The organism is Streptantibioticus rubrisoli, assembly GCF_024436055.1.
Lineage (GTDB): Bacteria > Actinomycetota > Actinomycetes > Streptomycetales > Streptomycetaceae > Streptantibioticus_A > Streptantibioticus_A rubrisoli.
The window spans coordinates 15,142-27,946 of the sequence record NZ_JANFNH010000039.1; the positions used below are offsets into that span (position 1 = coordinate 15,142).

Annotated in this window: 14 protein-coding genes, 1 pseudogene and 1 riboswitch; of the genes and pseudogenes, 12 read left to right on the top strand and 3 right to left on the bottom strand. The window is 69.6% G+C overall.

From position 1 onward, the window contains the following. Nucleotides 1-157: 157 nt before the first annotated feature. Complete coding sequence (locus NON19_RS25230) at nt 158-358, bottom strand: hypothetical protein (protein WP_255931411.1); 201 nt, start codon at nt 356-358, stop codon at nt 158-160. Between the two features lie 32 nt (nt 359-390). Between NON19_RS25230 and NON19_RS33800 the strand changes: the two genes are divergently transcribed. The 10 genes from NON19_RS33800 (at nt 391) to NON19_RS25275 (ending at nt 9,974) form a co-directional block, all read left to right on the top strand. Further along, nucleotides 391-723: a hypothetical protein gene (locus NON19_RS33800; RefSeq protein ID WP_372514281.1), complete on the top strand. Its 333-nt coding sequence runs from the start codon at nt 391-393 to the stop codon at nt 721-723. 38 nt (nt 724-761) lie between these two features. Next, nucleotides 762-869: riboswitch (SAM riboswitch) on the top strand. 324 nt (nt 870-1,193) lie between these two features. After that, nucleotides 1,194-2,174: an amino acid ABC transporter permease gene (locus NON19_RS25240; protein ID WP_255931364.1), complete on the top strand. Its 981-nt coding sequence runs from the start codon at nt 1,194-1,196 to the stop codon at nt 2,172-2,174. Next, entirely contained in the window at nt 2,171-2,968 is a 798-nt protein-coding gene (locus NON19_RS25245) for an amino acid ABC transporter ATP-binding protein (protein ID WP_255931365.1), read from the top strand. Before NON19_RS25240 ends, NON19_RS25245 begins: the two co-directional genes overlap by 4 nt. A 62-nt stretch (nt 2,969-3,030) precedes the next feature. After that, nucleotides 3,031-4,056, top strand: coding sequence for an ABC transporter substrate-binding protein (locus NON19_RS25250; RefSeq protein WP_255931366.1), 1,026 nt, complete (start codon nt 3,031-3,033; stop codon nt 4,054-4,056). 89 nt (nt 4,057-4,145) lie between these two features. Continuing rightward, nucleotides 4,146-4,871, top strand: coding sequence for a GNAT family N-acetyltransferase (locus NON19_RS25255; RefSeq protein ID WP_255931367.1), 726 nt, complete (start codon nt 4,146-4,148; stop codon nt 4,869-4,871). Nucleotides 4,872-4,951: 80 nt separating this feature from the next. Then, nucleotides 4,952-5,017, top strand: coding sequence for a putative leader peptide (locus NON19_RS33805; protein WP_356149708.1), 66 nt, complete (start codon nt 4,952-4,954; stop codon nt 5,015-5,017). A gap of 77 nt (nt 5,018-5,094) precedes the next feature. Then, the gene (locus NON19_RS25260) at nt 5,095-6,312 is read left to right on the top strand and encodes an LLM class flavin-dependent oxidoreductase (RefSeq protein WP_255931368.1); all 1,218 of its coding nucleotides are present in this window, start codon (nt 5,095-5,097) and stop codon (nt 6,310-6,312) included. Nucleotides 6,313-6,332: 20 nt separating this feature from the next. Continuing rightward, nucleotides 6,333-7,745, top strand: a complete 1,413-nt coding sequence (locus NON19_RS25265) for an NtaA/DmoA family FMN-dependent monooxygenase (RefSeq protein WP_255931369.1) — start codon at nt 6,333-6,335, stop codon at nt 7,743-7,745. Next, a complete protein-coding gene (locus NON19_RS25270) occupies nt 7,742-8,833 on the top strand; it encodes an LLM class flavin-dependent oxidoreductase (protein WP_255931370.1) in 1,092 nt (363 codons plus the stop codon). The genes NON19_RS25265 and NON19_RS25270 overlap by 4 nt, the downstream gene beginning before the upstream one ends. Next, nucleotides 8,826-9,974 (top strand): LLM class flavin-dependent oxidoreductase, encoded by a 1,149-nt coding sequence (locus tag NON19_RS25275; protein ID WP_255931371.1) that lies wholly within the window; start codon nt 8,826-8,828, stop codon nt 9,972-9,974. Before NON19_RS25270 ends, NON19_RS25275 begins: the two co-directional genes overlap by 8 nt. A 166-nt stretch (nt 9,975-10,140) precedes the next feature. On the opposite strand, the pseudogene NON19_RS25280 reads toward NON19_RS25275, so the two are convergent. Beyond that, nucleotides 10,141-10,332, bottom strand: a pseudogene (locus tag NON19_RS25280) (P-loop nucleotide/nucleoside kinase family protein); the annotation flags it as partial. A 4-nt stretch (nt 10,333-10,336) separates the two neighbouring features. After that, the gene (locus tag NON19_RS25285) at nt 10,337-11,263 is read right to left on the bottom strand and encodes a LysR family transcriptional regulator (protein WP_255931372.1); all 927 of its coding nucleotides are present in this window, start codon (nt 11,261-11,263) and stop codon (nt 10,337-10,339) included. Between the two features lie 137 nt (nt 11,264-11,400). On the opposite strand from NON19_RS25285, the gene NON19_RS33810 reads away from it, so the two are divergent. Both NON19_RS33810 and sfnG read left to right on the top strand, forming a co-directional pair. After that, complete coding sequence (locus NON19_RS33810) at nt 11,401-11,481, top strand: putative leader peptide (RefSeq protein ID WP_372514284.1); 81 nt, start codon at nt 11,401-11,403, stop codon at nt 11,479-11,481. A gap of 175 nt (nt 11,482-11,656) precedes the next feature. Next, on the top strand, nt 11,657-12,793 hold the full coding sequence (gene sfnG, locus NON19_RS25290; RefSeq protein ID WP_255931373.1) for a dimethylsulfone monooxygenase SfnG: 1,137 nt from the start codon (nt 11,657-11,659) through the stop codon (nt 12,791-12,793). The last annotated feature ends 12 nt before the right edge of the window (nt 12,794-12,805 follow it).

The window sequence follows — 12,805 nt, forward strand, 5'->3', positions numbered from 1 at the left end:
CGCCTCGATCCAGACGCAACGTCGCGTCACCGGGTGGAGATCGTCCGCTACCCGGGGCGGTTATGACGCGTGGTCAACTACAGGATGCGGGCCTGTGGAGAGCTGCCCCACCCTGTGGATCCGGGCGCCACGCGGGGAGTTCGGGTGACCTGATGGCTCATGCGAGCACGACGGGGTAGGCGGTGCCGAGTCGGCCGGTGCGGCGCCCGTTGATGCTGTGGGCGTTGGCGTGTTCGAGGGTGGCTTGGGTGGGGGTGCTGGTGGTCTTGCTCTCGTACATGGCGACGTCGGCGGTGCGCATCAGCCGTGAGCGGTTCCGGGTGCCGATGACGTCCGGGGTGGCGTAGCCGACCGCCACGGAGATCCCCCCTCGACACCTGGACCGAACTTATGGAGGCCACCGTCGAGCGGACGGGTCGCCTGGACAACCCCTACAAGGTCGTCGAGCGGGCCGGGCCGACGGGCCGGGTGAACGGCCAGGCGGCGGCCGTGGGCCCACAGCGTGGGATGGTCGGCGACGCGCTGGACGGCTGCGGCATCCAGGTGGTCGCGGTGCGCGGTGTCGAGCTGGACCAGCTCGACCCACACCTCGACCTCGACGGCATCGAACGCCGCCACAGCGCCCACTGCCGGGGCCTGGGGGACTCCGGAGCGGCCATCCGTATCCTGGACTGGACGGCCTACGCCGCCCTCTGGCCGTTCCATCTGGTGGACCGCCGTTGACATATGTTCGGGCCGTTGTCTTAATTACGGCTCAGAACGGTCATGAGTGTCAGCGACAAGCCCTGGCTTGCTGACCGGCAACCCTCGCGCCGCGGTGGGGTGCCCCAGGTGACGACCCGACCGATGAAGTTCGGTAAGCGCGAGGCCCCCAGGGCCGGAAGAGTGACGGTGACGCCATGCACGCAGCTCCCAGGACGGCGACGCGCCGCCCGCAGGGCTGCGTACGGCCGTACGCGAACCTGCTCGTCGCCGACCGTGCCGTCGATCTGCTCCGCGTGAACAGCGCACTGTGTACCGCACCGGGCCGTGCCCGCTGTCGGGGCTGACACCTCCCCGCAGTTCCCGCACTTCCTGACGAACACCGCGCCCGCGGTGTGCCGTTGCCCTCCTCCGCCCCGGTACCTCGCCGTCGTGTGCGCCGCCGCACGCCGCCGTGCCTCCGGGGTGTTCCCACCCAGCCGGAGCCCACCATGAGTGAACCCCCTGGTGCCACCGTCACCCTCGCCGATGCGCCGACCACCGACGAACCGTCAAAGGCCCTGACTGCCCAGCGCGTTCTGCCGCTGCGGCGGCCCGGACGCTGGATCGCCACCGCGGTCGTGCTGGTCCTCGTCGCCCAGTTCGTGCACGGACTGGTCACCAACCCCTTCTACCAGTGGGACCGCTGGAGCTACTGGTTCCTGCGCCCCACCATCCTCGACGGCCTGCTGATCACCCTCCAAGTCACCGCCTACAGCGCGGTGCTGGGCCTTGTCGGCGGCATCCTGCTCGCACTGGCCCGGCTGTCGAAGAGCCCTGTGTTGCGCGCGGTCAGCTGGACCTACGTGTGGGCGCTGCGTTCCGTCCCGCTCATCGTGGTGCTGATCTTCCTCTACAACTTCAGCGCCCTGTACAAGACGTTGAGCGTCGGCATCCCCTTCGGACCGGCCCTCTTCTCCTTCGACGAGTCGAGACTCGCCACCGACATGGTCGTCGCGGTCGTCGGCCTCAGCCTCAACGAGGCGGCCTACGCGGCCGAGGTGGTCCGCGGCGGGATCCTCTCCGTCGACCAGGGCCAGCACGAGGCGGCCGCGGCGCTCGGCCTGCCGAAGGGCTACCAGTTCCGCAGGATCGTGTTCCCGCAGGCGCTGCGCTCGATCATCCCGAACTACGTCAACCAGCTCATCGGCCTGATCAAGGGCACCTCGCTGGTCTTCTACGTCTCCCTGCTCGACCTGTTCGGCTCCGCTCAGACCATGGGCTCCACCTACCCCGGCGACATCGTGCCGCTGCTGCTGGTCGTCACCGTCTGGTACCTGATCCTGACCAGCGTCGTCTCCGTCGTCCAGTTCTACGTCGAGCGGTACTACGCCCGCGGTGCCACCCGCAGCCTGCCGCCGACGCCGCTGCAGAAGCTCCGCACCGGTCTGACAGACCTGCGGGCCCGTATCCGCCGGGAGGCCGCCGTATGACCGCCGACACGCTCGAAGCCCTGGCGGACGCCGAGGCCGCCACCGTCGAGGTCCACGACGTGCACAAGTGGTACGGCACCCACCGGGTGCTGAACGGCGTCGACCTGACGGTCCGGCCCGGCGAGGTCACCGTGATCCTGGGCCCGTCCGGTTCCGGCAAGTCCACGCTGCTGCGGGTCATCAACCACCTGGAGAAGCCCGAGATCGGCTACGTCAGCATCAACGGCGAGCTGATCGGCGTGAAGCGGCACGGCGAGCGGCTCAAGGAGCTCAGCGAGCGGGCCATCCTCACCCAGCGCGGCCAGATCGGGTTCGTCTTCCAGAACTTCAACCTCTTCCCGCACCTGACCGTGCTGGACAACGTCGCCGCCGCGCCCGTCGCCACCGGGAAGCTCGAAAAGCCCGAGGCCCAGAAACTCGCCCGCGAACTCCTCGACCGGGTCGGCCTCGCCGACAAGACCGGCGCCTACCCGCGCCAGCTCTCCGGCGGCCAGCAGCAGCGCGTCGCCATCGCCCGCGCCCTCGCCCTGCGCCCCGGCGTCATCCTCTTCGACGAGCCCACCTCCGCCCTCGACCCCGAGCTCGTCGGCGAAGTCCTCTCCGTCATCAAGGACTTGGCGACCAGCGGCACCACCCTCGTCATCGTCACCCACGAGATCGGCTTCGCCCGCGAGATCGCCGACCGGGTCGTCTTCATCGACGGCGGAAAGATCATCGAGCAGGGCCCGCCCTCCGAGGTCCTCGACACACCGCGGCACGAGCGGACCCGGGACTTCCTCAGCAAGGTCCTCTGACCTCCGCACCCCCAGACCTCCCCCCACGCCACCCTCATCACCTCCAGCGACAAGGAACGGCCATGCACATCCACTTCACCCGACGCAGCCTGATACGCGGCATCACCGCGGCGACCGCCGTCGCCTCCCTGGCCACCGGGCTCGCCGCCTGCGGTGGCAACAGCGACGCGGCCACCACCACCGACAGCGCCAAGTCCGGCGAGGTCGTCATCGGTCAGGTCTCCAACGGCGCCGCCACCCAGACCACCATCAAGGTCTCCGAAGTCAAGTCCATCAGCGCCGAACTGCCCGCCGCCGTCAAGAAGAGCGGCAAGCTGGAGATCGGCATCGGTGCCCTTCCCGCCGGGTTGCCGCCGCTGGCGTACGTCGGCAGCGACCAGAAGACCCTCACCGGCTCCGAGCCCGACCTCGGCCGCCTGGTCGCCACGGTGTTCGGCCTCAAGCCCGAGGTGGAGAACTCCACCTGGGAGAACCTCTTCGTCGGCATCGACAGCGGCAAGGTCGACGTGGCGTTCTCCAACGTCACCGACACCGAGGAGCGCAAGAAGAAGTACGAGTTCGCCTCCTACCGGCAGGACAACCTCGCCTTCATCGTCCCGAAGAAGAGCACCTGGAACTTCGACGGCAACTACGAGAACCTCGCAGGCAAGACGATCGCCGTCGGCTCCGGTACCAACCAGGAACGGATCCTCCTGGAGTGGAAGGACAAGCTGGCCAAGGAAGGCAAGAAGCTCACCGTCAAGTACTTCCAGGACAGCTCCAGCACCTACCTCGCACTGAACAGCGGCAAGGTCGACGCCTCCTTCGGACCCAACCCCGGCTTCGCCTACCACAACCGTCAGGTGGCCAACACGCCCAACGCCACCCGAACCGCGGGCACCTACTCCGGCGCGGGCGCGAGCCTGCAGGGCCTGATCGCGGCAACGGCGAAGAAGGACAGCGGCCTGGCCAAGCCGCTCGCCGACGCGATCAACTACCTGATCAAGAACGGTCAGTACGCCGAGTGGCTCAAGGCGTACAACCTCTCCAACGAGGCCGTCGCCAAGTCCGAGGTCAACCCGCCCGGACTGCCGCTCGACAACTCCTGACCACCGGGCGCCGGGGATTCCGCCACCGCCCCACGGTGGAGTCCCCGCCCGCCGGACATCCCGAGCCGCACACCGGAGACCGCCACACCATGTCCGTCACCACCCTCGACGCCAGCTCCTCGCACATCCTGGACAACCCCGCCTGGGCCGCGCTCACCGGCCCCCACGCCCACTTCGCCGAACGCGTCGGCCACGCCGTCCGCTACCAGCAGGACGTGGCACCCTTCCACGCCCTCTCCGACGAGGACGACCCGCGCGCCTGGGTCGACCTCGCCGTACTCGTCGGCCCCGGCGGCACCGCCGCGGTGCGGGGCGTGACCGAGGCGGCGGAGGGCTGGGAGGTCGTGCGCACGATGCACGGCGTCCAGCTCGTGGACACCGTCCTGCGCGCGGAGCCCGATCCCGAGGCCGTACGGCTCGGGACCGACGACGTGCCCGAGATCCTGGACCTGGTCGCCCGCACCGAGCCGGGCCCCTATCTGCCCCGCACCGTCGAACTGGGCACCTACCTCGGCATCCGTCACCAGGGCCGGCTGATCGCCCTGGCCGGCGAGCGGCTGCACCCGCCCGGCTGGACGGAGATCAGTGCCGTGTGCACCGACCCCGCCCACCGCGGCCGGGGCCTGGCCACCCGGCTGGTCCGCGCGGTCGCCGCCGGGATCAAGGAGCGTGGCGAACGCCCCTTCCTGCACGCCGCGGCCACCAACGCGAACGCGATCCGGCTGTACGAGTCGATCGGGTTCACGCTGCGCCGCCGTACCGTCTTCTCGCTCGTCCGGCACACCGGGGCCGCCGCGCTGGAAGAAACGGCATAGCAGTGCCGTTGTCCTTGTCGACGGTGAGTGCTTGCCCCACTCGGACGGAGGTGCGACACGTGACACGTGTACTCCGTGCCGTGCGCCTCCACTCCCGGCCCCACATCGACCTGCAGCGCGTGGCCGGCTCCCTCTGTAGCTCCTGACCCCGTTACCCCAGCCGCCGTGCGCCCCGACTCCCGCGGGCCGGCGATCTCGTACGGACCTCCAGGAAGGCACCCTCGTGTCGTCAACTCCCGCTTTTCCTCTGCACCTTGCCGTCGCCCTTGAGGGCACCGGCTGGCACCCCGCCTCCTGGCGCGAGCCGGTCGCCCGTCCCCGGGAGCTGTTCACCGCCGGCTACTGGGCCGATCTGGTCGCCGAGGCCGAGCGCGGCCTGCTCGACTTCGTCACCTTCGAGGACGGCCTGGGCCTGCAGTCCTCGCATTACGGCGAGTTGGACGGCCGCACCGACCAGGTCCGCGGCCGACTCGACGCCGTCCTGACCGCCTCCCGCGTCGCGCCGCTCACCCGGCACATCGGCCTGGTGCCGACCGTGATCGCCACCCACACGGAGCCGTTCCACATCTCCAAGGCGATCGCCACCCTCGACTACGTCAGCACCGGCCGGGCCGGCCTGCGCGTCCAGATCAGCGCCCGCCCGCACGAGGCCGACCACTTCGGCCGCCGCACCTTCCCGCCGATCAACCTGGACGAACTGCGGACCCCGGCCGGACAGGAGCGTCTCACCGACCTGTTCGACGAGGCCGCCGACTACGTCGAGGTCGTGCGTCGGCTGTGGGACAGCTGGGAGGACGACGCCGAGATCCGGGACGTGGCCACCGGCCGCTTCGTCGACCGGGACAAGCTGCACTACATCGACTTCGAGGGCCGGTTCTTCAGCGTCAAGGGCCCGTCCATCACCCCGCGCCCGCCGCAGGGCCAGCCGCTGGTCACCGCCCTCGCCCACCAGACCATCCCGTACCGGCTCGTGGCCCGCCAGGCGGACGTCGGCTACGTCACCCCGCACGACGCCGAGCAGGCCCGCGCGATCGTCGCCGAGATCCGTGCCGAACAGGTGACGGCCGGACGCACAGGCGAACTCCCGCATGTCTTCGGCGACTTGGTGGTCTTCCTGGACGACGACCAGGCCGCTGCGGAGGACCGGCGCGCACGCCTCGACGCGCTCGCGGGAGAGCCGTACACCAGCGACGCCCGGATCTTCACCGGAACGCCCGCACAACTCGCCGACGTCCTCCAGGAGTTGGCGGCAGCGGGGCTGAGCGGCTTCCGGCTGCGGCCCGCCGTCGCCGGACACGACCTGCCGGCCATCACCCGGGGCCTCGTCCCCGAACTCCAGCGCCGGGGCGCCTTCCGCACCGCCTACGAAGCCGACACCCTCCGCGGCCTGCTGGGCCTGCCCCGCCCCGCCAACCGCTACGCCGCAGCCGCCATCGCCTGAGCCGGAAGGACCGCACCGACATGAGCAAGCCGCTGAAGCAGATCCATCTGGCCGCGCACTTCCCAGGCGTCAACAACACGACCGTGTGGAGCGACCCGAAGGCCGGCAGCCACATCGAGTTCAGCTCCTTCGTGCACTTCGCGCAGACCGCCGAACGCGCCAAGTTCGACTTCCTGTTCCTCGCCGAGGGCCTGCGGCTGCGCGAACAGAACGGCAAGATCTACGACTTGGACGTGGTCGGCCGCCCCGACACCTTCACCGTCCTCGCCGCGCTCGCCGCCGTCACCGAGCACCTCGGTCTGACCGGCACCATCAACTCCACCTTCAACGAGCCGTATGAGGTGGCCCGCCAGTTCGCCAGCCTTGACCATCTCTCCGGCGGCCGCTCCGCCTGGAACGTGGTCACCTCCTGGGACGCCTTCACCGGCGAGAACTTCCGCCGCGGCGGCTTCCTGCCCCAGGAGGAGCGCTACTCCCGCGCCAAGGAGTTCCTGGCCACCGCGAACGAGCTCTTCGACTCCTGGCACGGCGACGAGATCCTCGCCGACCCGGCCACGGGTGTCTTCCTGAAGGACGCGAAGGCCGGATCCTTCGTCCACAGCGGGCAGCACTTCGACATCCACGGCCAGTTCAACGTCCCGCGCTCACCGCAGGGCCGCCCGGTTATCTTCCAGGCGGGTGACTCCGAGGAGGGCCGCGAGTTCGCCGCCTCCTCCGCCGACGCCATCTTCAGCCGCCACGCAACCCTGGAGGGCGGCCAGGCCTTCTACACGGACGTCAAGAACCGCCTCGCCAAGTACGGCCGCCGCCACGACGAACTGCTCATCCTGCCCGCCGCGAGCTTCATCCTCGCCGACACCGACGAAGAGGCCGGGGAACTGGCCAAGGAGGTGCGCCGCCAGCAGGTGAGCGGGGCCACCGCGCTCAAGCACCTGGAGTTCGTCTGGAACCGGGACCTGTCCTCCTACGACCCCGAGGGCCCGCTGCCCGACATCGACCCGGACGTCAGCGCCGACCACATCTCCAAGGGCCGCGCCCAGGTCCGCATGTACCGCGACCCGCTGGCCACCGCCCGCGAGTGGCGTGAGCTGGCCGCGGCCAACAACTGGTCGATCCGCGACCTGGTCATCGAGACGGGCAACCGCCAGAACTTCATCGGCTCCCCGGCGACCGTCGCCGGCACCATCAACGAGTACGTCCAGGCGGACGCGAGTGACGGCTTCATCCTCGTCCCGCACATCACCCCCAGCGGCTTGGACGACTTCGCCGACAAGGTCGTCCCGCTCCTGCAGGAACAGGGCGTCTTCCGCACCGACTACGAGGGCCCGACCCTCCGCCACCACCTCGGCCTCGCCCTCCCCCACTCTCGGCTTCGCTCGAGCGGGGGGACCCCGATGGACGATCTGCGGGGCGAGGAGCGGGTGGCGTCGTGAAATTCCTCGCCATCACACTCATCGTGCACCGTCCGGATCCCATCACCGGGGTACAGAAATCGACCCACGACCGCTTCCGCGAGGTCCTCGACAACGCGCTCCTCGCCGAGGAATTGGGCTTCGACGGCTTCGGCGTGGGGGAGCGCCACGAGCGGCCGTTCATCTCCTCCTCACCGACCGTCGTACTCAGCCATGTGGCCGCCCTGACGAAGCGGATCCGCCTGTTCACGGCCGTCACGACGCTCAGCCTGCTGGACCCGGTCCGGGCATACGAGGACTACGCCACCCTCGACCACCTGTCCAACGGACGCCTCGACCTGATCATCGGCAAGGGCAACGGCGCCGCTCAGCGCGACCTGTTCCACGTCACGCCCGAGGACCAGTGGGACCGCAACGCCGAGAGTTACGAGGTCTTCCGGAAGATCTGGCGCCAGGACAAGGTCACCGCCCACACCCGCTTCCGTCCCCCGCTGACGGACGCCGAAGTGTGGCCGCGGCCGTATCAACGGCCGGTCCGGGTCTGGCACGGCAGCGCGACCAGCAAGGAGTCGGTCGACCTGGCCGCCCGCTACGGCGACCCGCTTTTCTCGGCGAACGTCACCAACCCCATCGAGCCGTACGCCGAGTTGATCCGCCACTACCGCGAGCGCTGGGAGCACTACGGCCACGACCCGGCGAAGATCGCCATCGGCGCGGGCACGGCGGGCGCCCACGTCGCGCCCACCTCCCAGGAGGCGCTGGCCGCGTACCGGCCGATCTTCGAGGCCAATCTGGCGTTCTCCAAGAAGGCCGGTCTCCCGATCGTCTTCGAGACCCTGGAGGACTTCGTCGAACGCAGCTCGGCCCTGATCGGCAGCCCGCAACAGGTCATCGACAAGGTGCACCGCTATCACGAACAGTTCGGGCACACCGTGCTCCATTTGCCCGCCGAGGCGAGCGGGCTGACGGAGTCCCAGCACCGCGCCTCCCTCGAGCTGTTCCAGTCCAAGGTCGCCCCCGTGCTGCGCCGCGAGATCCCGGACCCGCCGTTCGTGTGGGGACCCGTGCTTCCGGCCCCACCGCTCACCCAGGAGTCCGTCCATGTCTGATATTGCCCTCGGTGTTCTCGACCTGGTGCCGATCCCCTCCGGCTCGACAGCAGCCGATGCCCTACGCAACTCCATCGACCTCGCACAGCAGGTCGAGCGCTTCGGATACGCCCGCTACTGGTTCGCCGAGCACCACCTCAATCCGGGCGTGGCCGGCACGTCCCCCGCGGTCGTCCTGGCCCTGACCGCATCCGCCACCTCCACCATCCGGCTCGGTTCCGGGGCCGTGCAGCTCGGGCACCGCACGGCGCTGTCCACCGTGGAGGAGTTCGGCCTGCTCGACGCGCTGCACCCGGGCCGCTTCGACCTGGGCCTGGGCCGCTCGGGCGGCCGCCCGCCGGGACAGCCGGCCGCACCGTTGCCGACGGCGACCCCGGTCGTCGACGGCCGCACCCCGAACGGCCTGTTGATCCCGCCCCGCTTCTCCTTCGAGCATCTGCTCGGGTCACCCCGCGTCGCGCTGCAGCGCAGGCTGCTTCTGCTACCGGGCGCCGAGTCACAGGACTACGCGGAGCAGATCGACGACATCCTCGCCCTGCTCGCCGGCACCTACCGCTCCCCGGAGGGCGTCGAGGCGCACGTCGTGCCGGGGGAGGGCGCCGATGTGGAGGTGTGGATCCTGGGCAGCAGCGGTGGTCAGAGTGCCGCTGTCGCGGGCCGCAACGGTCTGCGGTTCGCGGCGAACTACCACGTCAGCCCGGCCACGGTCCTGGAGGCGGTGGACGGTTACCGGTCCTTCTTCCAGCCTTCCGAGTTCCTCGACAAGCCGTACGTCAGCGTCTCGGCGGACGTCGTCGTCGCCGAGAACGACGCCACCGCCCGCGACCTCGCCACCGGCTACGGCCTATGGGTTCGCAGCATCCGCACCGCCGAGGGCGCCATCGAGTACCCGACGCCGGAGGAGGCGCGCGCCCACCCATGGACCGACGAGGACCGGGCCCTCGTCCAGGACCGCCTCGACACCCAGTTCGTCGGCTCACCGGGCCGGGTGGCCGACCAGTTGGAACAACTCCAGGAGGCCACGGGCGCGGACGAGTTGCTCATCACGACGATCACCCACGACCACGCGGACCGGGTCCGTTCCTACGAACTGCTCGCGGAGGAATGGCGCCGACGGGGACACTCCTTCCAGCCGAGCTGATGCTCGGGAGTACCCCACCGACCGGCTGCACGCGACGCTTCGGCGCGGCCCGCCTCGTCACCGCGCCGACAGTGGAAGACCTTTTTGCGTGAAGACCACCACGGGAAGACAACCATGCTGATACGACCTCGTGTTCGTCCTTCGCTGAGGCTCTCCGCTCGCGGCCCAGATGTTCCTCGGCCAGGGCGTATCCGACGACGTAACCGGCCGGTCCGACGGGGTGCTGTGCCAGCCCGGAACGGACGATCGCCTGCTCGATGGTGTCGACCCGCAGATGCACCGCACCGATCCGGGCCGCCAGGAGACGGGCGAGCGTCGTCTTGCCGGTGCCGGGCAGGCCACCCATGACGATGAGCACAGGATCACCCCTCCGTCAGCCGTCGCGAAGAAGCGCCGTACGCCTGAGCGTTGCGCACGAAGAGCTCGTGCAGGTCGCGGACCGCCCGCGGAACGGAGCCGGAATGGCGGCGCTGCAGTACCAGCAGTACGTCGGTCGCATCCCCCGCGAGCGGCCGCACAGTGATCGCGCCCCGTCGTTCCAGCGGGTCGCCGACGACGCTGAAGTCCGGCAGCACTGTGGCCCCCAGCCCCTCGGCCACCATCAGTTTGCCCATCTCCGCGCCGTCGGTGGAGTACGAGAAGGACGGGGTCCGGCCGCGCAGCAGCCGGTGCACGAAACGGTGCATCACATAGCCGGACCGCATCACGACCAGCGGCTCGGCCAGGAGACTGTCCGCGTCCACCGCATCCATGGCCGCCAGCGGACTGTCCGGACGCACGCACACCACCGGTCGGCCGCAGAGCAACTCCGTCGTCTCGAAGCCGGGCGGCATGTCGTCGCCCCGGAGGTAGTTCACCAGTCCCAGGTCGAACGCGCCCTCCAACAGCCCGCGGTGGATGTCGGCCTGCTGCGCGCCGACCAACTCCACCTGGGTGACCGGGTGCGAGGCCCGGAACTCGCGCACGGTCGGGATGACCAGCGGGACGGTGGCTGTGTTCACCGTCCCGAGCCGGACCATGCGGCTGATGCGGTGCTGGTCGCCGGCCGCGCCGCGCAGCCGGTCGACCGCGTCCAGCACGCTCATGATGTGCGGCAGCAACTCGCGTCCCTCGTCGCTGATCTTCGCCCCGGACCGCTTGCGCTCCAGCAGGTCCACGCCGAGCTCGCGCTCCAGATTGCGTACGGTCTCGCTGAGCGCAGGCTGGGACAGGTGCAGTTCCTCGGCGGCGCGCCGCAGCGAACCGAGCCGTGTGACGGCGGCGATGTATTCGAGCTGTTCGATACGCACGAGCAGGAGACTGCGCCCTCCCGGGACCGGGTTCAAGGAAATCCCTGTCACAACCTCGTGAATACCGACTCTCACCATGTGGAATCACGTCCGGGCATTCTTGACCGGCCAGACTCCTTCCTGGTTCGATCGGTGGCATGAAGCGACAGGACCTCACGCGGCGACGCCACGTCGACCTTGCGCGTGTCTCCAGCGCCTCCTGTCGCTGGCGGGTCTGAGCGCACCCGAGGAAAACCCTCCCACCCGCTCCCTCTGTGACTTCCTTCCGTTAATTCCGGTCCCGGCTCATTTCCGTCGTGACGACGGCTGCCCCGGAAACGCCGCTCCAGCGTGTCTGAATTCCGCGGAGCTCATTCGTCCTGCCCGCGCAGCATTCTCCTGCCAGGAGTTCCCATGCCCGCATCCTCCGCGTACCCCGGATCCGATCCGGTCCGCTTCGCCTACTGGGTGCCGAACGTCAGTGGCGGTCTGGTCACCAGCACCGTCGAGCAGCGCACCGACTGGGGCTACGACTACAACCGCGAACTCGCCGTCCTCGCCGAGGACAACGGCTTCGACTACGCGCTCAGCCAGGTCCGCTACATGGCCAGCTACGGCGCCGAGTACCAGCACGAGTCCACCAGCTTCAGCCTCGCGCTGCTGCTCGCCACCCAGCGGCTGAAGGTCATCGCCGCCGTCCACCCCGGCCTGTGGCACCCGGGCGTCCTCGCCAAACTCGGCGCCACCGCCGACCACTTGTCGCACGGCCGCTTCGCCGTCAACGTGGTCAGTGGCTGGTTCAAGGGCGAGTTCACCGCGCTGGGCGAGCCCTGGCTGGAGCACGACGAACGCTACCGGCGCTCCGAGGAGTTCATCCGCGCCCTGCGGAAGATCTGGACCGAGGACCACGCCGAACTCGCCGGTGACTTCTACCGGTTGCGCGACTTCTCCCTCAAGCCCAAGCCGCTGAACACCCCCGAGCGCCCGCACCCGGAGATCTTCCAGGGCGGCAACTCCACCGCCGCGCGCGCCATGGCCGGCCGCGTCTCCGACTGGTACTTCTCCAACGGCAAGGACTTCGACGGCGTCACCGAGCAGATCGGCGACATCCGTGCCTCCGCCGCCCAAGTGGGCCGTACTCCACCGAAGTTCGGCCTCAACGCCTTCCTCATCGCCCGCGACACCGAGGCCGAAGCCCGCGACACGCTCCGCGAGATCGTCGCTAGGGCCGACACGCAGGCCGTGCACGGCTTCCGCGACGCCGTCCGGCAGGCCGGTCCGTCCACCGGCGACGGCAAGGGCATGTGGCAGGACTCCACGTTCGAGGACCTCGTCCAGTACAACGACGGCTTCCGCACGGGTCTGATCGGCACCCCTGAGCAGATCGCCGAGCGGATCGTCGCCTACAAGCGGCTCGGCGTCGACCTCTTCCTCCTCGGCTTCCTGCACTACCTGGAGGAGGTCGAGTACTTCGGCAAGCGGGTGCTGCCCCTGGTGCGCGAACTGGAGGCGCAGGAAGCCGCGTCCGAGCCCGCCGCCGCCCACGCCTGACCGCGGCCCGCA